The sequence below is a fragment of the Escherichia albertii NBRC 107761 = DSM 17582 genome, assembly GCF_000759775.1.
Lineage (GTDB): Bacteria > Pseudomonadota > Gammaproteobacteria > Enterobacterales > Enterobacteriaceae > Escherichia > Escherichia albertii.
On sequence record NZ_BBMY01000043.1, the window covers coordinates 1 to 25348 of the forward strand.

Here is a 25348-nt window from a genome sequence, read left to right on the forward strand (position 1 = left end):
TTGATGGAAAGATTAACGTGACCGCCAATTCGTAAGTACATTAAAATTGGCTTCGTTATTGGTGATTTTGCTGTGCTTTACACCATGCCGCAGAATTCCCCCATTGAAACGAGTGGTGTCGTCAAAGCTCTGGTGTGGAGTGCAGCACGCATCCTCAATAACTCGCATGTTCAGTTTTGGGGAGATGTAAGGGCTAAGCTGAACGGCTGCACTCCTTGTTTAAGGAAAAACGAATGACTGATTGCCGATACCTGATTAAACGGGTCATCAAAGTCATCATTGCTGTTTTACAGCTGATCCTTCTGTTCTTATAACACAAGGAAACGTACTTAAGGCGCGTCAGGTTAACCAGCCAGGCGCGCCTTTAATAATTATAAATAAATGTCTGCGCAGATATTATATAAATTCATCTTGTGAATAATTATGTTAACGACATCAATTAAATAAATATAATAGCGTCAATGTTTCTCTATAAAATAATTAACACTCTACTTCCAGAGTAGGATATTAAATTTTATCCGCATGATGCATCAGCACAAACTTATCCCACAACTGTTCTTCCGTCTCAACATGTAGCGGATCTTTTACAATGGTATTGGGGATTGGACACACTTTTTGGCAGGTCGGCGTTTCGTAGTGACCTACGCATTCGGTACACTTATCGCTGTTAATCTCGTAGATATGCTCGCCCATTGAAATCGCTTCATTGGGGCATTCGGGTTCACACATATCACAATTGATGCATTTTTTAGTGATTAACAGCGCCATAAGGAAACTCTCAAAACAACACAAACCGGGCGGGCATTATACGCGTATTCTTTACTCAAACCAGTTTTTTCACCAATGCTTCACTATGACGAATACGTTCTGGCGCCAGTTCCAGATCTTGCTGGATCAACGCAATAAACAGGAGATCGGTTAACAATCCTTGTGCGTGGCAAGCGGAGATCGATGCGCTATTTGTCGCTTGCTCTTCGGCGATGGTATACAGGCAATGAGAAGCTCGCTGTTGTAGGGCATTGGGGGTGAAACCGGTGATTGCCAGCACTTTGCCGCCCACGCGTAACATTTCATCTGCCGCCAGGTTTAACTCGCGCCGCACGCCAGTGTAGGAAATGGCTAATAACAGATCGTCTGGTGACGAAGCTTGTACTGTGGCGAGCAACGCATGCATATCGCGCTCTGCTGCAGCATTAAAACCAATCTTCATCAGTTTCCAGGCAAAATTTTGCGCTACCAGACCAGAGGCTCCAATACCCGTCAGAATAATCCGCCGCGCAGAGCGCAACATCGCCACACAGTCGTGCAGCTTCTCTTCACTATTAACGTTCAGCGTTGCATACATGGCGGCAGTATTTTCTTTGATCAGTTTTTCGCCGACCAGTCGCAGAGGATCATCACCGCGAATTTGGTTATGAATGGGGACAGAGGATGATTCCGGCTGGCTTGCCAGTGCTTCGCTCAATGCCAGTTTTAAAGCTGGAAAACCTTTATAGCCGAGTTTTTGCGCGAACTTTACTACGCTGGACTGGCTGACTCCGGCTTCGTTGGCCAGTTGCTGGGAGCTAAGATGGCGGGCGGTATCAGGCTGTAGCAGGAGATAGTCCGCCAGCTTCTTATCACTCTGGGCAAGCCCCTGATAACGCTGACGGATACGAAGTAAGCCGTTCATATCTTTCCTCGCAATGAAATAATGGCGACAACAGGCAATATGAGACACAAGCAAACGAATATTATATTCCATTGTCGGTAAGAACTATGAATTAAAAATTCCATTCAGCCATTATGCTGTGGATTGTTGCCGGAAAAGTGATGATCTATCTGTTAGGCTATTTAGTAGCAAAGATTAATCAGGATATTTCAGTCCATAGGCGTAGGGTTTGGCAACTCACGAGCGTCGTGTGGTGTTTTTTGACTTAGATGGAACGCTGCATCAACAAGATATGTTCGGCAGTTTTCTGCGCTATTTATTGCGTCGTCAACCGCTGAATGCGTTGCTTGTCCTGCCGTTGTTGCCGATCATTGTCATTGCGCTATTGATAAAAGGTCGTGCGGCCCGCTGGCCGATGAGCCTGCTTTTGTGGGGATGCACTTTTGGTCACAGCGAAGCGCGTTTACAGGTGCTGCAGGCCGATTTTGTACACTGGTTTCGCGACAATGTTACTGCCTTCCCGTTGGTGCAGGAGCGTCTGACCACCTACCTGTTAAGTTCCGATGCCGATATCTGGTTGATTACCGGTTCCCCACAGCCGCTGGTTGAAGCGGTTTATTTCGATACGCCGTGGCTGCCGCGGGTTAATCTTATCGCCAGCCAGATCCAGCGTGGCTATGGCGGCTGGGTATTGACGATGCGTTGCCTGGGGCATGAGAAAGTCGCACAACTGGAACGTAAAATCGGTACGCCGTTACGGTTATATAGTGGCTATAGCGACAGTAATCAGGACAATCCGCTGCTTTATTTTTGCCAGCATCGCTGGCGCGTAACGTCGCGTGGCGAACTCCAGCAACTGGAATAGTGTTAAGCATAGCGGCTGTGTATAATGCGCCGCGCTTTTATAACCGGAGTTTTCTTTTTGTCTGAAGTCGAATTTAGCCACGAATACTGGATGCGTCATGCACTGACGCTGGCGAAACGTGCCTGGGACGAGCGGGAAGTTCCGGTCGGCGCGGTATTAGTGCATAACAATCGCGTTATCGGAGAAGGCTGGAACCGTCCTATTGGCCGCCATGATCCTACTGCGCATGCAGAAATCATGGCCCTGCGTCAGGGCGGCCTGGTAATGCAAAATTATCGTCTGATTGATGCGACATTGTATGTCACGCTCGAACCGTGCGTGATGTGTGCCGGGGCGATGATTCACAGCCGTATCGGTCGTGTGGTTTTTGGTGCGCGTGACGCGAAAACCGGTGCAGCGGGATCATTAATGGATGTGCTGCATCATCCGGGAATGAACCATCGAGTGGAAATCACGGAAGGTATTCTGGCGGATGAGTGCGCGGCGCTGCTCAGTGATTTCTTTCGCATGCGCCGCCAGGAAATTAAGGCCCGGAAAAAAGCGCAATCATCAACGGATTGAGGCTGATGGCAGATGCAAAATTGCCAGATACTCTACGCCTAATCAGACCAGTGTAATCTCTGCAATGTATTGAATGTAGGCCGGATAAGGCGTTCACGCTGCATCCGGCATGAACAAAGCCCTCTTTGTCAGCAATCTGCGGATTAATTTTGTTTCTCCTCACCTCCTTTCCTGGAAAACAGCAGCGAAGGAGAGTGTGTCAGATAGTTCGATGATGACTGGGAAAGAAACGAGAGAAAGGGGAATTTTTCTTTACCCAATTCAGCTGGCGATACTGCCGGATAATCTTGCGCCAGTTGTATCGCTGCTTCTGTCGTCTGCTTTTCTTTTTCTTGCAGGTAACCCACCAGGCTAATTTGATACTTACGAATGTTTTCTACATAAGCGTAAGCTTCATGACCGCGTGCATAGCCGTACGTTAGCTTGCTGTAATGAGGTTTCTGGCTCAGCAAGGGCAGACGTTGTTTTACGTCGGCCCAACTGTCAGGATTTCCTTTCGTTTTTGCCGTTAGCGCACGGGCATCCAGCATGTGTGCGTAGCCCATATTGTAGGCGGCGAGCGCAAACCAAATGCGTTCGTTTTCCGGTACACTCTCCGGTACTTTGCTCATCATATCCTGTAAATAACGCACGCCGCCGCTGAGGCTTTGCTCGGCATCGGTGCGATCGGTAATCCCCAGACTTTGCGCGGTATTTTTGGTTAACATCATCATGCCGCGCACACCCGTGGGCGAAGTCGCCTGCGCGTCCCAGTGTGATTCCTGATAGGCAATTGCTGCCAGTAAACGCCAGTCAATTTCCCCGGCGTATTTCTCAAATAACGGCTTTAACTGCGGCAGAACGGCATCGACGGCGCGTAAAAATGTACGTGTATCGACGTAATCAAAATCATCGCCATGCCCGAGATATTTCTCTTCAATGCGTGCCAGAGTACCGTCTTCATTCATTTCATTGAAGAAGTCGAGCAGGGCGGCGGAAAGTGTATTATCGCTATCTAGCGGGCTAAACCAGGTCACCGGTTGTTCATCGGTGATATCGAGTGCCACGGCGAGTTCCGGGTGAACGCGCTGAAACAAGCTAATAGCGACAGAATCGGCAATGGTGTAATCCAGCTTGCCTTCGATGACATCTTCCATTAGCTCCGCAGAGCCTTTTTTGTCGTCTACCTTCCAGCCTAATTCCGGGAACTTAGTCTCTTTCAGCGTTTGCAGATCGTTAACAATGACGTGCCCTGGCGCGACAGTCAGTTGTTCCGCCGTCAGGTTGCCCAGCGTACGCGGGCGATACTGACCCACTTTATAAACCAGTTGTTGCGACACGGAATAATAGGTAGGGCCGGGCTGATAATTTTTTACTCGCTCACTGTTATAGACCAGCCCTGCTGCCAGCAAATCGGCGTTACCGTTATCGAGATCGTCAAAAAGCTGGCTGATATTTTGCCGCACGGTCACTTTTAGTTTTACGCCGAGGTAATCGGCAAACTGTTTCGCCAGTTCGTAATCCAGGCCAAAAGGTTTACCGTTGATTTCGTTATAAGTCAGGGGAGTATGAATAGTGCTCACACGCAACTCTCCCCGCGCTTGTATGGCGGCGATACGGTTGTCGGCTTTACCAAACCAGGGAATGGATGGCCAGAGAGCGACCGCGAGGAGCAGTGCCAGAATGCCGATGAACAGATAATTAATCTTTAATTTTTTCAATTAGTTAATTCTCTGTGTCGTGCGCGTCCCAGCTTGAAAAATCGTAGTACTAAAGAAAGGTCTAATCATAAATGAGCGGCATTTTGCGTAAACCTGCGTCAGTTGGCAACTTATTACAGTCATTGGCGGCACGCGTTGCTAATTCACGCGGGTGATTTTATTTCCACGCAAACGGTTTCGTCGGCGCATCAGATTCTTTATAATGACGCCCGTTTCCCCCCCTTGGGTACACCGAAAGCTTAGAAGACGAGAGACTTATGATGGAAATTCTGCGTGGTTCGCCTGCACTGTCGGCATTCCGAATCAATAAACTGCTGGCGCGTTTTCAGGCTGCCAGGCTCCCGGTTCACAACATTTACGCCGAGTATGTCCATTTTGCTGACCTCAATACGCCGTTAAACGAAGAAGCGCACGCGCAACTTGAGCGCCTGTTGAAATATGGTCCGGCACTCGCCAGCCACGTCCCGCAAGGCAAACTCCTGCTGGTGACCCCGCGTCCTGGCACCATCTCTCCCTGGTCTTCGAAAGCGACTGATATCGCCCATAACTGTGGGCTGCAGCAGGTTAATCGCCTTGAGCGCGGTGTTGCTTACTATATAGAAGCCGGTACGCTGACCAATGAGCAATGGCAGCAGGTTACCGCTGAACTGCATGACCGCATGATGGAAACGGTCTTTTTTGCTTTAGATGATGCAGAACAACTGTTTGCTCATCATCAGCCAACTCCGGTCACCAGCGTTGATTTGCTGGGGCAGGGCCGTCAGGCACTGATTGATGCTAACCTGCGTCTCGGTCTGGCACTGGCGGATGATGAAATTGACTATCTGCAAGATGCTTTCACTAAGCTTGGTCGTAACCCGAACGACATCGAGCTTTATATGTTCGCTCAGGCGAACTCCGAGCACTGCCGCCACAAGATTTTTAACGCCGACTGGATTATCGACGGTGAACAGCAGCCGAAATCGCTGTTTAAGATGATCAAAAATACCTTCGAAACCACGCCGGATCACGTTCTCTCTGCTTATAAAGATAACGCCGCCGTGATGGAAGGTTCCGAAGTGGGCCGCTACTTTGCTGACCATGAAACGGGCCGCTACGATTTTCATCAGGAACCGACGCATATTCTGATGAAAGTCGAAACTCATAACCACCCGACGGCAATTTCTCCATGGCCGGGCGCGGCGACCGGTTCCGGCGGCGAAATTCGCGATGAAGGCGCCACCGGGCGCGGCGCGAAGCCGAAAGCCGGTCTGGTTGGTTTCTCCGTTTCCAACCTGCGTATTCCCGGCTTTGAACAACCGTGGGAAGAGAATTTTGGTAAGCCTGAGCGCATTGTCACCGCGCTGGACATCATGACCGAAGGCCCGCTGGGCGGCGCGGCATTTAACAACGAATTTGGTCGTCCGGCACTGAACGGCTACTTCCGTACTTATGAAGAAAAAGTGAACAGCCACAACGGCGAAGAGCTGCGCGGTTATCACAAACCGATCATGCTGGCGGGCGGGATCGGCAACATTCGTGCCGATCACGTACAAAAAGGCGAGATCAACGTTGGTGCGAAGCTGGTCGTTCTTGGCGGACCGGCGATGAATATCGGTCTTGGCGGCGGCGCGGCGTCTTCCATGGCGTCTGGTCAGTCTGATGCCGACCTCGACTTTGCTTCCGTACAGCGTGACAACCCGGAGATGGAGCGTCGCTGCCAGGAAGTGATCGACCGTTGCTGGCAGCTTGGCGACGCGAACCCGATTCTGTTTATCCATGACGTCGGCGCGGGCGGACTTTCTAACGCCATGCCTGAACTGGTAAGCGACGGCGGGCGCGGCGGTAAATTCGAACTGCGCGACATCCTGAGTGACGAACCGGGCATGAGCCCGCTGGAAATCTGGTGTAACGAATCCCAGGAACGTTATGTGCTGGCGGTTGCTGCCGATCAGTTGCCGCTGTTTGATGAACTGTGTAAGCGTGAACGCGCGCCGTACGCGGTGATTGGTGAGGCCACCGAAGAATTACATCTCTCTTTGCACGATCGTCATTTTGATAATCAGCCGATAGATCTGCCGCTGGATGTGCTGCTCGGCAAAACGCCGAAAATGACCCGCAACGTACAAACGCTGAAAGCGAAGGGCGATGCGTTTAATCGTGCGGATATCACCATTGCTGATGCGGTCAAACGTGTGCTGCATCTTCCGACCGTGGCAGAGAAAACCTTCCTGGTGACTATCGGTGATCGTAGCGTAACTGGCATGGTAGCGCGCGATCAGATGGTGGGGCCGTGGCAGGTGCCGGTCGCTAACTGCGCGGTGACTACTGCCAGCCTCGACAGCTACTACGGTGAAGCGATGGCAATTGGCGAACGAGCGCCGGTTGCGCTGCTGGATTTTGCCGCCTCTGCCCGTCTGGCGGTCGGTGAAGCATTAACCAACATCGCCGCTACGCAGATTGGCGATATCAAACGCATCAAACTTTCCGCTAACTGGATGGCGGCGGCGGGTCATCCTGGTGAAGATGCTGGCCTGTATGAAGCTGTTAAAGCGGTGGGCGAAGAGCTTTGTCCGGCGCTGGGCCTGACGATCCCGGTGGGTAAAGACTCTATGTCGATGAAAACCCGCTGGCGGGAAGGTAATGAAGAGCGCGAAATGACGTCGCCGCTGTCGCTGGTGATTTCTGCATTTGCTCGCGTGGAAGATGTGCGTCACACCATCACGCCGCAGCTTTCTACCGAAGATAACGCACTGCTGCTGATTGATCTGGGCCTTGGCAATAATGCGCTGGGTGCAACGGCGCTGGCGCAGGTTTATCGTCAGCTTGGCGACAAACCGGCAGATGTACGTGATGTTGCCCAACTGAAAGGCTTCTATGACGCGATTCAGGCGCTGGTTGCACAGCGTAAGCTGCTCGCGTATCACGACCGCTCTGACGGCGGTCTGCTGGTGACGCTGGCGGAAATGGCATTTGCTGGTCATTGCGGTATTGACGCGGATATCGCTACTCTGGGTGACGATTGCCTGGCGGCGTTGTTTAACGAAGAACTGGGTGCGGTGATTCAGGTACGTGCTGCTGACCGCGAGGCAGTTGAAGCGGTACTGGTACAACATGGGCTTGCTGATTGCGTCCATTATGTTGGCCAGGCGGTTTCCGGCGACCGTTTTGTGATTACCGCCAACGAACAGGCGGTATTCAGCGAAAGCCGCACTACGTTGCGTGTCTGGTGGGCAGAAACGACCTGGCAGATGCAGCGCCTGCGTGACAACCCGGAGTGTGCCGATCAGGAACATCAGGCGAAATCAAACGACGCCGATCCGGGCCTTAATGTGAAACTGTCGTTCGATATCAACGAAGATGTGGCTGCACCGTATATTGCCACTGGCGCGCGTCCGAAAGTTGCTGTGCTGCGTGAGCAGGGCGTGAACTCCCATGTTGAAATGGCGGCAGCTTTCCACCGTGCGGGCTTCGATGCAATCGATGTGCATATGAGCGACCTGCTGGCTGGACGCACGGGCCTGGAGGATTTCCACGCCCTGGTAGCATGCGGCGGTTTCTCCTACGGTGACGTGCTGGGTGCCGGTGAAGGCTGGGCGAAGTCTATCCTGTTCAATGACCGTGTACGCGATGAGTTTGCAACCTTCTTCCATCGCCCGCAAACGCTGGCGCTGGGGGTATGTAACGGTTGCCAGATGATGTCTAACCTGCGCGAACTGATCCCAGGTAGTGAGTTGTGGCCACGTTTTGTGCGTAACACCTCCGATCGCTTTGAAGCGCGTTTCAGCCAGGTTGAAGTGACCCAAAGTCCGTCGCTGCTGTTGCAGGGGATGGTAGGGTCGCAGATGCCGATTGCCGTTTCTCACGGCGAAGGGCGCGTTGAAGTACGTAATGCGGCGCACCTCGCGGCACTGGAAAGCAAAGGGCTGGTAGCATTACGCTATGTCGATAACTTCGGTAAAGTCACCGAAACCTACCCGGCTAACCCGAACGGTTCTCCAAACGGCATTACGGCGGTTACCACCGAAAGCGGTCGTGTCACCATAATGATGCCGCACCCGGAACGTGTTTTCCGTACTGTCAGCAACTCCTGGCACCCGGAAAACTGGGGCGAGGATGGCCCGTGGATGCGTATTTTCCGCAATGCGCGTAAGCAGTTGGGGTAATAACATCACAACAACTAGTCGGTGCTAAAATATGAGCCCTTTGTCTGTGCAAAGGGCTTTTTTATTGATCACCTGATTTTTAACAGATAACCATAGATAATGCCTTTGAAGACATCATGGCTATGGGTAAAACCAAATTTCTTATAGAAATCAATAACAGTATCGTTGCCGTTAGAAATATGAACGAAAACGTTGCTGACTTCTTCGTGGCGATGAAAATAATCCAGCGCAATATCCATAAATTTGCGCCCTAATTCTCGTTTTTGATATTCAGGTTTGACATATAAATTATTTAAATGTCCCACTTTTTGTGGTGTTATCCATGATGGGTATAAACCTTCAATCGATTCGCCGGGCTGATATAGCGCCCTGGCCCATGGCGGGATCTGTTCAAGTGTCGGATTTATATTTTCCTCATGAATAATATCGATATCCACATACAGATAACCGATAGGGCTACCTTCATCTTTAGCAATAACCAGCATTTTCTCCGATGCATTTTCAAAACTGGGTTTTAGCCGTGTATCGAAGTTCATACCGGCAAAAATATGTCGTTGCTGTACTGACATCTTGTATTGATGCTGCATAAGCTCATTACAGAGTGCCCGACATTGTTCTATATCGCCTTCCGTTACGATTTCAAAATTCATTACTTTATTTCCCTGATTATGAGTCGCGCCACTATTAGTGAGAGCGGTGCTCTTATAGATATGTTACCGACGCAATACCTTTTTATCTCAGGTATTGCCGGAAAGTGTAATCATCTCATGTCGCCGATACAGTGATGACACTCTCAGGAAAGTGTCGGTAATTTGCGACGATCGGGAGAATGAGTGTCTCCAAAAAGAGACGTTTAGTTTATTGATTTTAAATGATTTGCTGTTTTTTGCATTATTGAGTCTCTGATTGGAGACGCTATGTTTAAAAAATAAGCTTATAACGCTGGAAGATGAGGTAATGTAAAGTTATTAATATTCAATGGGTTAATTTGTTGTTTGCATTGTGGCATGCTTTCTGCATAATACACCGCAGTGGCTCATTCACCCATTTATGTCAGCCCCTTCGGGACGCGCTACATAAAATTCGAATGACGCACAACAAGGTGCCTGCCGTCCAACTTCTGATATCAGCTTAGCTATATCAACCCTCGGGCGAAACGTCGAGTTAGGCACCGCCTTATTCCATAACAAAGCCGGGTCATTCCCGGCTTTGTTGTATCTGCTCTTCCCCTCGGTTAGCATTTGGTTATTCGCGTCTGACGAGAGTAACGCCTTGAAACGCTGGCCCGTTTTTCCCCGTTCATTACGACAATTGGTAATGCTGGCATTTTTGCTGATTCTGCTGCCCCTGTTGGTGCTGGCATGGCAAGCCTGGCAAAGCCTTAATGCGCTTAGCGATCAGGCGGCGCTGGTCAATCGCACGACACTTATCGATGCCCGCCGTAGTGAAGCAATGACCAACGCGGCGCTGGAGATGGAACGTAGCTACCGTCAGTATTGTGTGTTGGACGACCCCACTCTGGCGAAGGTCTATCAAAGCCAGCGCAAGCGCTACAGCGAAATGCTTGATGCCCACGCAGGCGTGCTGCCAGACGATAAACTCTACCAGGCATTACGCCAGGATCTGAATAATCTCGCTCAACTTCAATGCAACAACAGCGGTCCTGATGCCGCTGCCGCCGCGCGTCTGGAAGCTTTTGCCAATAGCAATACTGAAATGGTGCAGGCCACTCGCTCTGTAGTCTTCTCACGCGGGCAGCAGCTCCAGCGGGAAATAGCCGAGCGCGGGCAGTATTTCGGCTGGCAGTCTCTGGTACTGTTTTTGGTGAGTCTGGCGATGGTGCTGCTTTTTACGCGGATGATTATCGGCCCGGTGAAGAATATCGAGCGGATGATCAACCGACTGGGGGAAGGACGTTCACTGGGTAATAGTGCTTCGTTTAGTGGGCCTCGTGAGTTACGTTCGGTCGGGCAGCGAATCATCTGGTTAAGCGAGCGTCTGTCATGGCTGGAGTCCCAACGCCATCAGTTCCTGCGTCATTTATCCCATGAATTAAAAACGCCGCTGGCGAGTATGCGTGAAGGCACCGAATTACTTGCCGATCAGGTTGTCGGGCCGCTTACGCCAGAGCAAAAAGAGGTGGTGAGCATCCTTGATAGCAGCAGCCGTAATTTGCAAAAACTGATCGAGCAACTGCTTGATTATAACCGCAAACAGGCAGACGGAGCGGTGGAACTGGAAGAGGTCGATCTCGCACCGCTGGTAGAGATGGTGGTCTCTGCTCACAGTCTGCCAGCTCGGGCTAAAATGATGCATACCAACGCCGATCTTTCGGTTACTACCTGCCTGGCCGAGCCGATGCTGCTGCTGAGCGTGCTGGATAATCTTTACTCCAATGCGGTGCACTACGGAGCCGAATCCGGTAACATTTGTCTTCGCAGCAGTTTACATGGCGCGCGGGTTTATATTGATGTCATCAATACAGGCACGCCCATTCCGCAAGAGGAACGCGCCATGATCTTCGAACCCTTTTTTCAGGGAAGCCACCAGCGAAAAGGGGCGGTGAAGGGCAGCGGTCTGGGATTAAGCATTGCCAGAGATTGTATTCGCCGTATGCAGGGGGAACTGTATCTGGTCAACGAGAGCGGGCAAGACGTTTGTTTTCGCATTGAATTACCGTCGTCGAAAAACACGAAGAAATAATGCTAAGTCTGGTGAATATGCGACATATTTTTCAACGAATTTTGTCCCGACGGCTGTGGCTGGCGGGGTTGCCTTGTCTGGCGTTGCTGGGCTGTGTGCAGAGCCATAATAAGCCCGCTATTGATACATCAGCAGAAGAAAAAATTCCGGTTTATCAACTGGCTGATTATCTGGCAACCGAGTGTAGCGATATCTGGGCGCTGCAAGGTAAGTCAACCGAAACTAACCCACTTTATTGGTTGCGGGCGATGGATTGTGCTGAACGTTTAATGCCAGCGCAGTCGCGTCAGCAAGCCCGCAAATATGACGACGGTAGCTGGCAAAATACCTTTAAACAAGGGATCTTGCTTGCCGACGCCAAAATCACGCCTTATGAACGCCGCCAGCTGGTCGCGCGCATTGATGCGTTAAGTACCGAGATCCCGGCGCAAGTGCGCCCGTTGTATCAACTCTGGCGTGACGGTCAGGCGCTGCAATTGCAACTGGCGGAAGAGCGCCAACGCTACAGCAAACTTCAGCAGACTAGTGACAACGAACTGGATACCTTGCGTCAGCAACATCAACTCTTGCAGCAGCAACTGGAACTGACGACCCGCAAGCTAGAAAATCTGACGGATATTGAACGTCAGCTTTCGACCCGCAAACCTGGCGGAAATTTTGTGCCGGATACGTCGCACGAGACTGAAAAGTCTGCGCCATCCACCAATGAGGTCACTCCAAATGAGCCATAAATCAGCGCATTTATTATTGGTTGATGACGACCCTGGGTTACTGAAATTACTTGGTCTTCGCTTGATCAGCGAGGGCTACAGCGTGGTCACGGCGGAAAGCGGCGCTGAGGGGCTGAGAGTACTCAATCGCGAAAAAGTGGATTTGGTGATCAGCGATTTGCGCATGGATGAAATGGACGGCATGCAGTTGTTTGCTGAAATCCAGAAAGTGCAGCCGGGAATGCCGGTAATTATCCTCACCGCGCATGGCTCCATTCCCGATGCCGTTGCTGCAACACAGCAGGGTGTGTTTAGTTTCCTGACTAAACCCGTTGATAAAGACGCGCTGTATCAGGCGATTGACGATGCGCTGGAGCAATCCGCGCCAGCCACTGATGAACGTTGGCGTGAGGCGATAGTCACCCGCAGTCCGCTAATGTTGCGTTTGCTGGAACAGGCGCGGCTGGTGGCGCAGTCAGATGTTAGCGTTTTGATTAATGGTCAGAGCGGCACCGGGAAAGAGATTTTTGCCCAGGCTATCCACAACGCCAGTCCGCGCAACGGCAAACCGTTTATTGCTATTAACTGTGGCGCATTGCCTGAGCAGTTGCTGGAATCAGAACTGTTCGGTCATGCACGCGGCGCGTTTACTGGCGCGGTCAGCAATCGCGAAGGCTTATTTCAGGCAGCGGAAGGCGGTACGCTGTTTCTCGATGAGATTGGCGACATGCCCGCGCCGTTGCAGGTCAAACTGCTGCGTGTATTGCAGGAGCGTAAAGTCCGTCCGTTAGGGAGCAACCGCGATATTGATATTGACGTGAGGATTATTTCCGCAACTCACCGTGACCTGCCAAAAGCAATGGCGCGTGGAGAGTTCCGTGAGGATCTCTATTACCGCCTCAACGTCGTCAGCCTGAAAATTCCGACACTGGCGGAGCGCACGGAAGATATTCCCCTACTGGCAAACCATTTGTTGCGCCAGGCGGCAGAGCGACATAAACCGTTTGTCCGCGCGTTCTCCACCGATGCAATGAAGCGTCTGATGGCCGCCGCCTGGCCGGGTAATGTGCGCCAGTTGGTCAACGTGATTGAACAGTGCGTGGCGCTGACTTCATCGCCAGTGATTAGCGATGCGCTGGTGGAGCAGGCGCTGGAGGGCGAAAATACGGCGCTGCCAACTTTTGTTGAGGCGCGTAATCAATTTGAGCTCAACTACTTGCGTAAGCTGCTGCAAATTACCAAAGGCAACGTCACTCATGCGGCGAGAATGGCGGGGCGCAACCGGACAGAATTTTATAAACTGCTTTCCCGACACGAGCTGGATGCAAACGATTTCAAGGAATGAATCGAGGTAATGTGTTACGTTTAGCAGATCAAAAGACAGGCGACCTTTTCAAGGAATAGCATGAAAAAGATTGATGCGATTATTAAACCCTTCAAGCTGGACGATGTCCGCGAAGCGCTGGCTGAAGTCGGCATTACCGGTATGACGGTCACCGAAGTGAAAGGTTTTGGCCGTCAGAAAGGCCATACCGAGCTGTATCGTGGCGCGGAGTATATGGTGGACTTTCTGCCGAAGGTGAAAATTGAGATCGTCGTACCAGATGACATTGTGGATATCTGCGTAGACACTATTACTCGTACGGCGCAAACCGGTAAAATCGGTGACGGTAAAATCTTCGTCTTCGACGTGGCGCGAGTCATTCGTATCCGTACTGGCGAGGAAGACGACGCGGCGATTTAAACCGCGTCAAGAATGCCGGATGAATGGCATCATCCGGCAACCTCAAATCACAACACCTTATGCGGGCCAAAGCATTCGTAATGAATATTCTCCTGCTTCACGCCCAGCTCAACTAGCTGTTTCGCAGCAAACTGCATGAAGCCAACCGGGCCGCAGAGGTAGAACTGCATGGCCGGGGCGCTGAATGAGCCTTCCAGTTTGCTCAAATCCATCAGACCTTCGCTATCAAACTGACCTTTTGCGCGATCGGCTTCGCTCGGTTGGCGATACCAGGTGTGCGCGGTAAAGTGCGGCAGTGATTGCCCCAGTTCCTTAACTTCATCGGCAAAGGCGTGGACATCGCCATTTTCTGCCGCATGGAACCAGTTAACCTGGGCGTTGTGACCTGCTTTTGCCAGCGTGTCGAGCATTGCCAGCATGGGTGTTTGCCCAACGCCCGCAGAGATCAGTGTCACCGGCGTGTCATTCGCGACATCCATAAAGAAATCACCCGCCGGAGCGACCAGTTTCACGACATCGCCAACGTTGGCATGGTTATGCAGCCAGTTGGAAACTTGTCCGCCATCTTCACGTTTCACCGCAATTCGATAGCCTTTACCATCCGGTTTGCGGGTCAAAGAGTACTGACGAATTTCCTGGTGTGGGAAGCCTTCCGGCTTCAACCAGACGCCGAGGTATTGTCCTGGACGGTATTCTGCTACCGGGCCGCCATCGACCGGTTCCAGTTCGAAGCTGGTGATAAGCGTACTGCGCGGTGTTTTAGCCACAATGCGGAAATCGCGGGTACCTTCCCAGCCACCGATTTTGCTGGCGTTCTCGTTATAGATCTCTGCCTCGCGATTGATAAACACATTCGCCAGCACGCCATAGGCTTTACCCCAGGCGTCCAGCACTTCCTGTCCCGGGCTGAACATTTCATCCAGCGTTGCCAGCAGGTGTTCGCCAACGATGTTGTATTGCTCCGGTTTGATCTGGAAGCTGGTGTGTTTCTGCGCGATTTTTTCTACTGCTGGCAGCAGGGCTGGCAGGTTTTCGATATTGCTGGCGTAGGCGGCAATGGCGTTAAACAGGGCTTCACGTTGATCGCCATTACGCTGGTTACTCATGTTAAAAATTTCTTTGAGTTCAGGATTATGAGTAAACATGCGGTCGTAGAAATGGGCGGTTAATTTCGGCCCTGTTTCCACCAGTAAAGGGATAGTGGCTTTTACTGTAGCGATGGTTTGAGCGTCAAGCATATGGTCTTCCTTTTTTTGCATCTTAATTGATGTATCTCAAATGCATCTTATAAAAAATAGCCCTGCATTGTAAATGGTTCTTTGTCGTTTTTCGTTGAGAATGTGACAAGGTGAATAATTTGCATCACAAACTTGAAAAGAAATCCGTTACCAGACATAAGTTCTTAATACTCCAAAGCCTTGTCCAGCTTAAAGGTAATCGTTTGCGTAAATTCCTTTGTCAAGACCTGTTATCGCACAATGATTCGGTTATACTGTTCGCCGTTGTCCATCAGGACCGCCGAAATTAGGCGAAAAAATTTTATTGTTAGCTGAGTCAGGAGATGCGGATGTTAAAGCGTGAAATGAACATTGCCGATTATGATGCCGAACTGTGGCAGGCTATGGAGCAGGAAAAAGTACGTCAGGAAGAGCACATCGAACTGATCGCCTCCGAAAACTACACCAGCCCGCGCGTAATGCAGGCGCAGGGGTCTCAGCTAACCAACAAATATGCTGAAGGTTATCCGGGCAAACGCTACTACGGCGGTTGCGAGTATGTTGATATCGTCGAACAACTGGCGATCGATCGCGCGAAAGAACTGTTCGGCGCTGACTACGCTAACGTTCAGCCGCACTCCGGCTCTCAGGCTAACTTTGCAGTCTACACCGCGTTGCTGGAACCCGGCGATACCGTTCTGGGTATGAACCTGGCGCACGGCGGTCACCTGACTCATGGTTCTCCGGTTAACTTCTCCGGTAAGCTGTACAACATTGTTCCTTACGGTATTGATGCGACCGGTCATATCGACTACGCAGATCTGGAAAAACAAGCCAAAGAACACAAGCCGAAAATGATTATCGGCGGCTTCTCTGCATACTCCGGTGTGGTTGACTGGGCGAAAATGCGTGAAATCGCTGACAGTATCGGCGCTTACCTGTTTGTTGATATGGCGCACGTTGCGGGTCTGGTTGCCGCTGGCGTCTATCCGAACCCGGTTCCTCATGCTCACGTTGTGACTACTACCACTCACAAAACTCTGGCGGGTCCGCGCGGCGGCCTGATTCTGGCGAAAGGCGGTAGCGAAGAACTGTACAAAAAACTGAACTCTGCTGTCTTCCCTGGTGGTCAGGGTGGTCCGCTGATGCACGTTATTGCGGGTAAAGCAGTCGCGCTGAAAGAAGCAATGGAGCCAGAGTTCAAAACTTACCAGCAGCAGGTCGCGAAAAACGCCAAAGCGATGGTAGAAGTGTTCCTTGAGCGCGGCTACAAAGTGGTTTCCGGCGGCACTGATAACCACCTGTTCCTGGTTGATCTGGTTGATAAAAACCTGACCGGTAAAGAAGCTGATGCCGCTCTGGGCCGTGCCAACATCACCGTCAACAAAAACAGCGTACCAAACGATCCGAAGAGCCCGTTTGTAACTTCCGGTATTCGCGTGGGTACTCCGGCGATTACGCGTCGCGGCTTCAAAGAAGCAGAAGCGAAAGAGCTGGCTGGCTGGATGTGTGACGTGCTGGACAGCATCAATGATGAAGCGGTTATTGAGCGCATCAAAGGTAAAGTTCTCGACATCTGCGCACGTTACCCGGTTTACGCATAAGCAAAACGGTGATTTGCTGACAATGTGCTCGTTGTTCATGCCGGATGCGGTGTGAACATCTTATTTGGCCTACAAAATCTTGCAAATTCAATATATTGCAATCTGCATGTAGGCCTGATAAGCGTAGCGCATCAGGCAATTTTACGTTTGTCTTTAGTCTGAAAGGCTTCCTTCGGGAAGCTTTTTTACCTTATCGCACCATCAAATCTGGCGTAACTGCGCTTCAACATACAAATAGCCAATTCCCAGCACCTGTTGTGCGCGGCTTAATTGCCCGAAGCCAATCTGTGTCGCTTTCACGCTCGGTCCTTCGTCGCGGTCGAACGGATTAAACCCCGTCTGGCGAATAATGGTATTAAGCCAGTTCTCACCAAAGGCACAACTGCGACCGTACAACCAAATCTGATTAATATTGAGGATGTTGAGAAAGTTATACAGACTCAAACCAATGGCGTTTGCAGAGCGGTCAACCCAACTGGTGATCCACGGTTCTCCACTCAGCCAGGCCGTAATCAATTGCGCGGTGGTTAGTTTTTCGGGATCAAGCTGAGTATTGTCCGGCTGTGATTTTAGCCATACTCGCGCCTGTTTTTTTAATGCGCTTAACGAGGCAACGGTTTCCAGACAGCCGTAGCGTCCGCAGTCGCAGGCGACGCCATCGGGGTTAACGATAGTGTGGCCGATTTGTCCGCTGCCATACAAACTGCCGCGATAAATTTGTTCGTTAATCACAAACGACGAGCCAATACCGTAATCGACGTTGATCACGCAAAAATCGCGTCCTTGTGCATTGTTTTGCCATTTTTCCGCCAGCGCCAGCATCACACAGTCATTGTCGACCATTACCCGAATGCCCAGCTTTTCTTCCAGTAAATATTTCACCTCAACTGGCGTTTTCCACGGTGCTTGCGGCATCGTTTGCGACACGCCAGTTACCGGATCTACCTGACCGTGAATTGCCAGTGCCAGGTTGATGGTTCGCTCAGGCCACAGTTTGCGATGGCGATGCCAGCATTTTTCGATTTCGGACAGCAGCGCCTGCGGTGTCGGGGCATTTATCTGAAAATACTCAAATTCACCTTTCGGACTTAAACAGGCATTGGCAACCTGACACTCAATACTGGTGGGCGTAACGTTCAGACACAGCGTCCAGTCACCTTCTGGAGCGATCAACCACGTTCCGCTGCTATGTCCGCGCGTCTTGCTTTCATCGTCGATATTCACTACCCGCTTTTCGTTTTCCAGCTCCTGCAAAATATTACTGACCGCCGGAATCGAAATTTGCGCCAGCCGGGCAAGAGTGGATTTACTGGCGCGTTTTTGTCGGTACAGCAGTTCCAGAATCACGCATTTGTTGTGGTGGCGGATCTGTTGATTATTAATGCAGGCTTTCATATTCACTAAACCTTGTTTAGTTAATTGCGTGATTATTCCGCGAAAACAGTGCCAGATTGTTCAATACACTGCCACAAATCTTTTAATTCAGTATGTCTTGTTAATATTGAGGGCACCATGACTCCAGTAAAAGTGTGGCAAGAGCGCGTTGAGATCCCGACTTATGAAACCGGGCCGCAGGATATACACCCTATGTTCCTGGAAAATCGCGTTTATCAGGGATCGTCCGGCGCGGTTTATCCCTACGGTGTGACCGATACGCTGAGCGAGCAGAAAACCCTGAAATCCTGGCAGGCAGTATGGTTGGAAAACGACTACATCAAAGTGATGATCCTGCCGGAGCTGGGCGGACGTGTGCATCGCGCGTGGGATAAAGTAAAGCAGCGTGATTTTGTTTATCACAATGAGGTGATAAAGCCAGCATTGGTGGGGTTGTTGGGGCCGTGGATTTCCGGGGGCATCGAGTTTAACTGGCCGCAACACCATCGCCCAACCACCTTTATGCCCGTTGATTTCACCATTGAAGCGCATGACGATGGCGCACAGGCCGTATGGGTCGGTGAAACAGAGCCGATGCATGGTCTTCAGGTGATGACCGGTTTTACGCTACGCCCCGAGCGTGCGGCGCTGGAAATCGCCAGCCGCGTCTATAACGGTAACGCTACGCCACGCCATTTTTTGTGGTGGGCTAATCCGGCAGTGAAAGGCGGAGAAGGGCATCAGAGTGTTTTCCCACCGGATGTAACTGCGGTGTTTGATCATGGCAAACGGGCCGTCTCCGCTTTCCCCATCGCCACTGGCACCTATTACAAAGTGGACTACTCTGCTGGGGTGGATATCTCTCGCTATAAAAACGTACCCGTACCGACCTCATACATGGCCGAAAAATCACAGTACGATTTTGTTGGTGCGTGGTGTCACGATGAAAATGGTGGTTTGCTACACGTTGCCAACCACCACATTGCGCCAGGTAAAAAACAGTGGAGCTGGGGACACAGTGAATTTGGTCAGGCGTGGGATAAGAGTCTGACCGATAACAATGGCCCGTATATTGAACTGATGACCGGCATTTTTGCCGATAACCAACCTGATTTTACCTGGCTGGATGCTTATGAAGAGAAACGTTTCGAGCAATATTTCCTGCCTTACCATTCTCTGGGCATGGTGCAAAACGCCTCCCGCGATGCGGTGATTAAATTACAGCGTAGTGAGCGCGGCATTGAGTGGGGGCTGTATGCCATCTCCCCGCTGAGTGGATATCGTCTGGCGATCCGCGAAATCGGCAAATGCAAAGCGTTACTCGACGATACCGTTGCACTGACGCCCGCGACCGCTATTCAGGGCGTATTGCACGGTATCGATCCGGGCAGGCTGACCATCGAACTTTCCGATGCCGACGGCAATATTGTACTGAGGTATCAGGAACATCAGCCGCAAGCGTTGCCGTTGCCAGACGTCGCTAAAGCGCCGCTGGCAGCACAGGACATTGCCAGTACAGATGAAGCCTGGTTTATCGGCCAGCATCTGGAGCAATACCATTACGCCAGCCGTTCACCATTCGATTACTACCTGCGCGGCGTGGCGTTGGATCCACTCGATTATCGCTGCAACCTGGCGCTGGCGATGCTGGAATATAACCGCGCAGATTTCCCGCAAGCGGCGGCATATGCCAGTCAGGCGCTGAAACGCGCACATGCGCTGAATAAAAATCCGCAGTGCGGGCAAGCCAGTTTGATTCGCGCCAGTGCTTACGAACGTCAGGGACAATATCAACAAGCCGAAGAAGATTTCTGGCGTGCGGTCTGGAGCGGCAACAGTAAAGCGGGCGGCTATTACGGCCTGGCACGGCTGGCAGTGCGTGATGGTAACGTCGAGGCTGGGCTCGATTTTTGCCAACAAAGCCTGCGCGCCTGCCCAACCAACCAGGAAGTGCTTTGCCTGCATAATCTACTGTTGCTGTTAAGCGGTCGCCGGGACAATGCGCGTTTACAGCGCGAAAAACTGCTGCGCGATTATCCGCTGAACGCCACTCTGTGGTGGCTGAACTGGTTCGATGGTTGTAGCGAGTCTGCCCTCGCCCAGTGGCGCGGTCTGTGTCAGGGGCGCGATGTTAACGCTCTGATGACCGCCGGGCAACTGATTAACTGGGGAATGCCCGCCCTGGCGGCAGAGATGCTGAATGCGCTGGATTGTCAGCGCACGCTGCCGCTTTACCTGCAAGCCAGCTTGTTGCCGAAAGCCGAACGCGGCGAACTGGTCGCAAAAGCTATTGATGTCTTCCCGCAATTTGTCCGCTTTCCCAATACGCTGGAAGAAGTCGCGGCGCTGGAGAGTATCGATGAATGTTGGTTTGCTCGTCACTTACTGGCCTGTTTTTACTACAACAAGCGCAGTTACAGTAAAGCCATTGCCTTATGGCAACGTTGTGTTGAGATGTCGCCGGAGTTTGCCGACGGCTGGCGTGGGCTGGCGATCCACGCGTGGAACAAACAACATGATTATGAGCTGGCTGCCCGTTATCTTGATAATGCATACCAACTGGCGCCACAGGATGCACGCCTGCTTTTTGAACGAGATTTGCTGGATAAAATAGCCGGCGCATCACCAGAAAAGCGACTTACACGTCTGGAAGCGCATCTTGATGTTGCCCTGAAACGTGATGACATGACCGCAGAACTGCTGAATCTGTGGCATCTCACCGGGCAGACAGACAAAGCGGCGGACATTCTCGCCACACGCAAATTCCACCCGTGGGAAGGCGGGGAAGGGAAGGTCACCAGTCAGTTTATCCTCAACCAGCTATTACGCGCCTGGCAGCACTTTGCTGCGAAACAACCGCAGGAAGCTGGCAAATTGCTTCATGCCGCTCTGCACTACCCGGAGAATTTGAGCGAAGGGCGTTTACCGGGGCAAACTGACAACGACATCTGGTTCTGGCAGGCGATATGCGCCAAAGCACAGGGCGATGAAACTGAAGCGACGCGCTACTTACGTCTGGCGGCGACCGGCGATCGCACCATTAACATCCACAGTTATTACAACGATCAGCCGGTTGATTATCTCTTCTGGCAAGGAATGGCGCTACGACTGCTGGGCGAACAACAAACTGCGCAACACCTGTTTAGTGAAATGAAACAGTGGGCGCAAGAGATGGCGAAAGCCAGTATCGAAGCGGATTTCTTTGCTGTCTCGCAACCCGATTTGTTATCGCTGTATGGCGATTTGCAACAGCAGCATAAAGAAAAATGCCTGATGGTGGCAATGCTGGCGGCCGCGGGATTAGGCGAGATTGCGCAATATGAATCTGCTCGTCTTGAATTGACAGCGATTAATCCGACATGGCCGAAAGCGGCATTATTCACCACCGTTATGCCATTTATTTTTCAACTCGTTCACTAAAGCTTGTTAACTGTAATGTTTGAGCGGCGCGTACTGCCGCTCATTGCCAAATAATTAAAATAAGCTGTTGTTAATAAAAACCCTACAGGAGGCACTATGCCTAAAAAAATCAGAACAACCCGTAATCTGTTATTAATGGTTACGCTATTGGGTAGCGCACTATTTGCCAACGCTTCGGAAAAAGAAATGACCATTGGCGCAATATACCTTGATACTCAGGGATATTATGCCGGTGTGCGTCAGGGTGTTCAGGATGCAGCAAAAGATTCCTCAGTACAGGTACAGTTAATTGAAACTAACGCCCAGGGCGATATTTCGAAAGAAAGTACCTTTGTCGATACGCTTGTAGCGCGTAATGTCGATGCCATTATTTTGTCGGCAGTTTCTGAAAATGGCAGTAGCCGTACCGTTCGCCGCGCCAGTGAAGCGGGCATTCCGGTGATTTGCTACAACACCTGTATTAATCAGAAAGGCGTTGATAAATATGTCTCGGCTTATCTGGTAGGTGACCCGCTGGAATTTGGTAAAAAATTGGGTAATGCTGCCGCCGATTATTTTATTGCCAACAAAATTGACCAGCCGAAAATTGCCGTCATCAATTGCGAAGCTTTTGAAGTTTGTGTTCAACGACGTAAAGGTTTCGAGGAAGTATTAAAAGCTCGCGTTCCCGGCGCACAAATTGTCGCTAATCAGGAAGGCACTGTTTTAGATAAAGCGATTTCCGTTGGTGAAAAACTGATTATCTCTACGCCGGATCTCAACGCCATTATGGGGGAATCAGGTGGTGCGACGCTCGGCGCGGTAAAAGCGGTACGCAATCAAAATCAGGCTGGAAAAATTGCTGTCTTTGGTTCGGATATGACCACCGAAATTGCCCAGGAGCTGGAAAACAACCAGGTGCTGAAAGCGGTGGTGGATATTTCCGGTAAGAAAATGGGCAATGCTGTTTTCGCCCAAACGTTGAAGATTATCGATAAAAAAGCCGACGGTGAAAAAGTAGTTCAGGTGCCTATCGACCTCTATACCAAAACGGAAGACGGTAAACAGTGGCTGACAACGCACGTTGATGGTCTGCCCTAATCGCTGACTCGCAGAGGTTCCTATGTTCACGGCAACAGAGGCAGTTCCGGTAGCAAAAGTGGTGGCAGGAAATAAGCGTTACCCCGGCGTTGTTGCGCTGGATAACGTCAACTTCACGCTCAATAAAGGCGAAGTTCGCGCGCTGTTAGGTAAAAACGGCGCGGGTAAATCGACTCTTATTCGGATGCTCACCGGCAGCGAGCGACCAGATAGCGGTGATATCTGGATTGGTGAGACGCGGCTGGAAGGCGATGAAGCCACACTGACCCGACGCGCTGCTGAACTTGGAGTCCGGGCGGTTTATCAGGAGTTAAGTCTGGTGGAAGGATTGACCGTGGCGGAAAACCTCTGCCTCGGTCAATGGCCCCGCCGCAACGGCATGATTGATTACTCGCAAATGGCGCAGGATGCTCAACGTTGCTTACAAGCGTTGGGTGTCGATGTTAGTCCTGAACAGCTTGTTTCTATGCTAAGCCCGGCGCAAAAACAGCTAGTGGAAATTGCGCGGGTGATGAAGGGCGAACCGCGAGTGGTCATTCTTGATGAGCCCACCAGTTCGCTCGCCAGTGCGGAAGTTGAACTGGTGATTAGCGCCGTGAAAAAAATGTCAGCACTGGGCGTGGCGGTGATTTATGTCAGCCACCGGATGGAAGAAATCCGCCGTATCGCTTCCTGCGCCACCGTCATGCGTGATGGTCAGGTGGCGGGCGATGTGATGCTCGAAAACACCTCTACTCACCACATAGTGTCGCTGATGCTCGGGCGCGATCACGTTGATATTACACCGGTCGTTCCTCAGGAAATTGCGGACCAGGCCGTACTGGAGGTTCGTGCATTGCGCCACAGACCAAAGCTGGACGATATCAGTTTTACCCTGCGCCGCGGCGAAGTGCTGGGCATTGCTGGCCTGCTGGGGGCTGGGCGCAGTGAATTGCTGAAAGCGATCGTTGGCCTGGAGGCGTATGAACAGGGCGAAATTGTTGTCAACGGCGAGAAAATCACGCGCCCCGATTATGGCGACATGCTGAAACGCGGCATTGGCTATACGCCAGAAAACCGCAAAGAAGCAGGGATCATTCCCTGGCTGGGCGTTGACGAAAATACAGTGCTGACTAATCGACAAAAAATTAGCGCCAACGGCGTGCTGCAATGGTCCACTATCCGCCGCCTGACCGAAGAGGTGATGCAGCGGATGACGGTCAAGGCTGCCAGTAGCGAAACGCCCATCGGCACGCTTTCTGGCGGTAATCAGCAAAAAGTGGTGATTGGTCGTTGGGTGTATGCCGCCAGCCAGATTTTGTTGCTCGACGAGCCAACGCGCGGCGTCGATATCGAAGCCAAACAGCAGATCTACCGTATTGTCCGCGAACTGGCAGCCGAAGGAAAAAGCGTGGTGTTTATCTCCAGTGAAGTGGAGGAGTTACCGCTGGTGTGCGACCGCATCCTGTTGCTACAGCACGGCACGTTCTCGCAGGAGTTTCACTCTCCGGTCAATGTGGATGAGCTGATGTCCGCCATTCTGTCTGTGCACTGATGAATTTTACCGAGGAACCTGAAGATGTCTGCTTCGTCATTACCATTGCCGCAGGGCAAGAGCGTCTCGCTCAAACAATTTGTCAGTCGCCATATTAATGAGATCGGTTTGCTGGTGGTGATTGCCATTCTGTATCTGGTCTTCTCTCTGAATGCGCCTGGCTTTATCTCATTGAATAACCAGATGAACGTGCTGCGCGATGCTGCCACCATCGGGATCGCCGCTTGGGCGATGACGCTGATTATTATCTCCGGTGAAATTGATGTCAGCGTTGGGCCGATGGTGGCTTTTGTCTCGGTGTGCCTGGCATTTTTGCTGCAATTTGACGTTCCGCTGGCGATTGCTTGTCTGTTGGTGTTGCTGTTAGGCGCGCTGATGGGGACGCTGGCCGGGGTGCTGCGCGGTGTGTTTAACGTGCCAAGTTTCGTTGCCACGCTGGGGTTGTGGAGCGCTCTGCGCGGTATGGGCCTGTTTATGACTAACGCCCTGCCCGTGCCGATTGACGAAAACGAGGTGCTGGACTGGCTGGGTGGACAATTTCTCGGTGTGCCAGTGTCCGCGCTGATCATGATGGTGTTGTTTGCGTTGTTTGTGTTCATCAGCCGCAAAACCGCTTTCGGGCGCTCGGTTTTTGCCGTTGGCGGTAATGCTACGGCGGCGCAGTTGTGCGGCATCAACGTCCGGCGGGTTCGCATTCTCATTTTTACCCTTTCAGGATTATTAGCGGCGGTGACCGGCATTTTGTTGGCGGCGCGCCTCGGTTCTGGTAACGCAGGGGTGGCAAACGGTCTGGAGTTTGACGTCATCGCCGCGGTTGTGGTCGGCGGCACAGCGCTTTCCGGCGGGCGCGGTTCGTTATTCGGTACGCTGCTTGGCGTATTGGTAATTACGCTAATCGGTAACGGTCTGGTATTGCTCGGGATTAACTCTTTTTTCCAGCAGGTGGTCCGCGGCGTCATCATCGTGGTGGCAGTCCTGGCGAATATCTTGCTGACCCAGCGAAGCAGTAAAGCGAAATGCTAAACCTTAACGCCCCTGGC

General features: G+C 51.5%; 19 protein-coding genes. 13 read left to right on the top strand and 6 right to left on the bottom strand.

Translation table 11 applies throughout. The features are described from left to right. Positions 1 to 233 precede the first annotated feature (233 nt). Positions 234 to 314 carry a type I toxin-antitoxin system toxin ShoB gene (gene shoB / locus EA14781_RS09890; protein WP_000128778.1) on the top strand — a complete coding sequence of 27 codons (81 nt, stop codon included), beginning with the start codon at positions 234 to 236 and terminating at the stop codon, positions 312 to 314. 193 nt (positions 315 to 507) lie between these two features. On the opposite strand, the gene yfhL is transcribed toward shoB, so the two are convergent. Both yfhL and EA14781_RS09900 read right to left on the bottom strand, forming a co-directional pair. After that, a complete protein-coding gene (yfhL, locus tag EA14781_RS09895) occupies positions 508 to 768 on the bottom strand; it encodes a 4Fe-4S dicluster ferredoxin YfhL (RefSeq protein ID WP_001196296.1) in 261 nt (86 codons plus the stop codon). 55 nt (positions 769 to 823) lie between these two features. Beyond that, positions 824 to 1672 carry a MurR/RpiR family transcriptional regulator gene (locus EA14781_RS09900; RefSeq protein WP_002461536.1) on the bottom strand — a complete coding sequence of 283 codons (849 nt, stop codon included), beginning with the start codon at positions 1670 to 1672 and terminating at the stop codon, positions 824 to 826. 208 nt (positions 1673 to 1880) lie between these two features. Between EA14781_RS09900 and yfhb the strand changes: the two genes are divergently transcribed. Both yfhb and tadA read left to right on the top strand, forming a co-directional pair. Next, positions 1881 to 2516 (top strand): phosphatidylglycerophosphatase C, encoded by a 636-nt coding sequence (gene yfhb / locus EA14781_RS09905; RefSeq protein WP_000190659.1) that lies wholly within the window; start codon positions 1881 to 1883, stop codon positions 2514 to 2516. A 57-nt stretch (positions 2517 to 2573) separates the two neighbouring features. Next, on the top strand, positions 2574 to 3077 hold the full coding sequence (gene tadA, locus EA14781_RS09910; protein WP_024164741.1) for a tRNA adenosine(34) deaminase TadA: 504 nt from the start codon (positions 2574 to 2576) through the stop codon (positions 3075 to 3077). 143 nt (positions 3078 to 3220) lie between these two features. Here tadA and mltF read toward each other — a convergent pair whose 3' ends face one another. Then, complete coding sequence (mltF, locus tag EA14781_RS09915) at positions 3221 to 4777, bottom strand: membrane-bound lytic murein transglycosylase MltF (protein ID WP_000734187.1); 1557 nt, start codon at positions 4775 to 4777, stop codon at positions 3221 to 3223. A gap of 257 nt (positions 4778 to 5034) precedes the next feature. Between mltF and purL the strand changes: the two genes are divergently transcribed. Beyond that, a complete protein-coding gene (purL, locus tag EA14781_RS09920; RefSeq protein WP_000970159.1) occupies positions 5035 to 8922 on the top strand; it encodes a phosphoribosylformylglycinamidine synthase in 3888 nt (1295 codons plus the stop codon). Positions 8923 to 8990: 68 nt separating this feature from the next. On the opposite strand, the gene EA14781_RS09925 is transcribed toward purL, so the two are convergent. Further along, the gene (locus EA14781_RS09925) at positions 8991 to 9572 is read right to left on the bottom strand and encodes a GNAT family N-acetyltransferase (RefSeq protein ID WP_001008564.1); all 582 of its coding nucleotides are present in this window, start codon (positions 9570 to 9572) and stop codon (positions 8991 to 8993) included. A 622-nt stretch (positions 9573 to 10194) separates the two neighbouring features. On the opposite strand from EA14781_RS09925, the gene qseE reads away from it, so the two are divergent. Genes qseE through glnB form a run of 4 tightly spaced genes read left to right on the top strand, consistent with a single transcriptional unit; the run spans position 10195 to position 14079 of the window. Next, positions 10195 to 11625 (top strand): two component system sensor histidine kinase QseE/GlrK, encoded by a 1431-nt coding sequence (gene qseE, locus EA14781_RS09930; protein ID WP_000832932.1) that lies wholly within the window; start codon positions 10195 to 10197, stop codon positions 11623 to 11625. A gap of 17 nt (positions 11626 to 11642) precedes the next feature. Beyond that, positions 11643 to 12356, top strand: coding sequence for a two-component system QseEF-associated lipoprotein QseG (qseG, locus tag EA14781_RS09935; protein ID WP_024164742.1), 714 nt, complete (start codon positions 11643 to 11645; stop codon positions 12354 to 12356). Then, positions 12346 to 13680 (top strand): two-component system response regulator GlrR, encoded by a 1335-nt coding sequence (glrR, locus tag EA14781_RS09940; protein ID WP_002461544.1) that lies wholly within the window; start codon positions 12346 to 12348, stop codon positions 13678 to 13680. Before qseG ends, glrR begins: the two co-directional genes overlap by 11 nt. A 60-nt stretch (positions 13681 to 13740) precedes the next feature. Beyond that, the gene (gene glnB / locus EA14781_RS09945) at positions 13741 to 14079 is read left to right on the top strand and encodes a nitrogen regulatory protein P-II (protein ID WP_000717692.1); all 339 of its coding nucleotides are present in this window, start codon (positions 13741 to 13743) and stop codon (positions 14077 to 14079) included. Between the two features lie 47 nt (positions 14080 to 14126). Here glnB and hmpA read toward each other — a convergent pair whose 3' ends face one another. Continuing rightward, positions 14127 to 15317, bottom strand: coding sequence for an NO-inducible flavohemoprotein (gene hmpA, locus EA14781_RS09950; RefSeq protein ID WP_000883137.1), 1191 nt, complete (start codon positions 15315 to 15317; stop codon positions 14127 to 14129). 329 nt (positions 15318 to 15646) lie between these two features. Between hmpA and glyA the strand changes: the two genes are divergently transcribed. After that, positions 15647 to 16900, top strand: coding sequence for a serine hydroxymethyltransferase (gene glyA / locus EA14781_RS09960; protein WP_000919159.1), 1254 nt, complete (start codon positions 15647 to 15649; stop codon positions 16898 to 16900). 201 nt (positions 16901 to 17101) lie between these two features. Here the strand turns inward: glyA and EA14781_RS09965 are convergent, their stop codons facing one another. Then, on the bottom strand, positions 17102 to 18295 hold the full coding sequence (locus EA14781_RS09965) for an ROK family protein (RefSeq protein ID WP_002461546.1): 1194 nt from the start codon (positions 18293 to 18295) through the stop codon (positions 17102 to 17104). Between the two features lie 117 nt (positions 18296 to 18412). Between EA14781_RS09965 and EA14781_RS09970 the strand changes: the two genes are divergently transcribed. The 4 genes from EA14781_RS09970 (at position 18413) to EA14781_RS09985 (ending at position 25331) form a co-directional block, all read left to right on the top strand. After that, the gene (locus tag EA14781_RS09970) at positions 18413 to 21694 is read left to right on the top strand and encodes a DUF5107 domain-containing protein (RefSeq protein WP_024164743.1); all 3282 of its coding nucleotides are present in this window, start codon (positions 18413 to 18415) and stop codon (positions 21692 to 21694) included. Positions 21695 to 21790: 96 nt separating this feature from the next. Further along, a complete protein-coding gene (locus EA14781_RS09975) occupies positions 21791 to 22774 on the top strand; it encodes a substrate-binding domain-containing protein (RefSeq protein WP_001124822.1) in 984 nt (327 codons plus the stop codon). 22 nt (positions 22775 to 22796) lie between these two features. Next, positions 22797 to 24308, top strand: a complete 1512-nt coding sequence (locus EA14781_RS09980) for a sugar ABC transporter ATP-binding protein (protein ID WP_000493500.1) — start codon at positions 22797 to 22799, stop codon at positions 24306 to 24308. Between the two features lie 24 nt (positions 24309 to 24332). Further along, entirely contained in the window at positions 24333 to 25331 is a 999-nt protein-coding gene (locus tag EA14781_RS09985; protein ID WP_001276656.1) for an ABC transporter permease, read from the top strand. The last annotated feature ends 17 nt before the right edge of the window (positions 25332 to 25348 follow it).

What these genes read in the sequence shown, in the direction of transcription:
- glrR (WP_002461544.1), top strand. Translation starts at nt 12,346, where the DNA reads ATGAGCCATAAATCAGCGCATTTATTATTGGTTGATGACGACCCTGGG.
- EA14781_RS09975 (WP_001124822.1), top strand. Translation starts at nt 21,791, where the DNA reads ATGCCTAAAAAAATCAGAACAACCCGTAATCTGTTATTAATGGTTACG.
- EA14781_RS09965 (WP_002461546.1), bottom strand. Translation starts at nt 18,295, where the DNA reads ATGAAAGCCTGCATTAATAATCAACAGATCCGCCACCACAACAAATGC.
- EA14781_RS09980 (WP_000493500.1), top strand. Translation starts at nt 22,797, where the DNA reads ATGTTCACGGCAACAGAGGCAGTTCCGGTAGCAAAAGTGGTGGCAGGA.
- glnB (WP_000717692.1), top strand. Translation starts at nt 13,741, where the DNA reads ATGAAAAAGATTGATGCGATTATTAAACCCTTCAAGCTGGACGATGTC.
- glyA (WP_000919159.1), top strand. Translation starts at nt 15,647, where the DNA reads ATGTTAAAGCGTGAAATGAACATTGCCGATTATGATGCCGAACTGTGG.
- EA14781_RS09985 (WP_001276656.1), top strand. Translation starts at nt 24,333, where the DNA reads ATGTCTGCTTCGTCATTACCATTGCCGCAGGGCAAGAGCGTCTCGCTC.
- hmpA (WP_000883137.1), bottom strand. Translation starts at nt 15,317, where the DNA reads ATGCTTGACGCTCAAACCATCGCTACAGTAAAAGCCACTATCCCTTTA.
- EA14781_RS09970 (WP_024164743.1), top strand. Translation starts at nt 18,413, where the DNA reads ATGACTCCAGTAAAAGTGTGGCAAGAGCGCGTTGAGATCCCGACTTAT.
- purL (WP_000970159.1), top strand. Translation starts at nt 5,035, where the DNA reads ATGATGGAAATTCTGCGTGGTTCGCCTGCACTGTCGGCATTCCGAATC.
- qseG (WP_024164742.1), top strand. Translation starts at nt 11,643, where the DNA reads ATGCGACATATTTTTCAACGAATTTTGTCCCGACGGCTGTGGCTGGCG.
- EA14781_RS09925 (WP_001008564.1), bottom strand. Translation starts at nt 9,572, where the DNA reads ATGAATTTTGAAATCGTAACGGAAGGCGATATAGAACAATGTCGGGCA.
- EA14781_RS09900 (WP_002461536.1), bottom strand. Translation starts at nt 1,672, where the DNA reads ATGAACGGCTTACTTCGTATCCGTCAGCGTTATCAGGGGCTTGCCCAG.
- yfhL (WP_001196296.1), bottom strand. Translation starts at nt 768, where the DNA reads ATGGCGCTGTTAATCACTAAAAAATGCATCAATTGTGATATGTGTGAA.
- shoB (WP_000128778.1), top strand. Translation starts at nt 234, where the DNA reads ATGACTGATTGCCGATACCTGATTAAACGGGTCATCAAAGTCATCATT.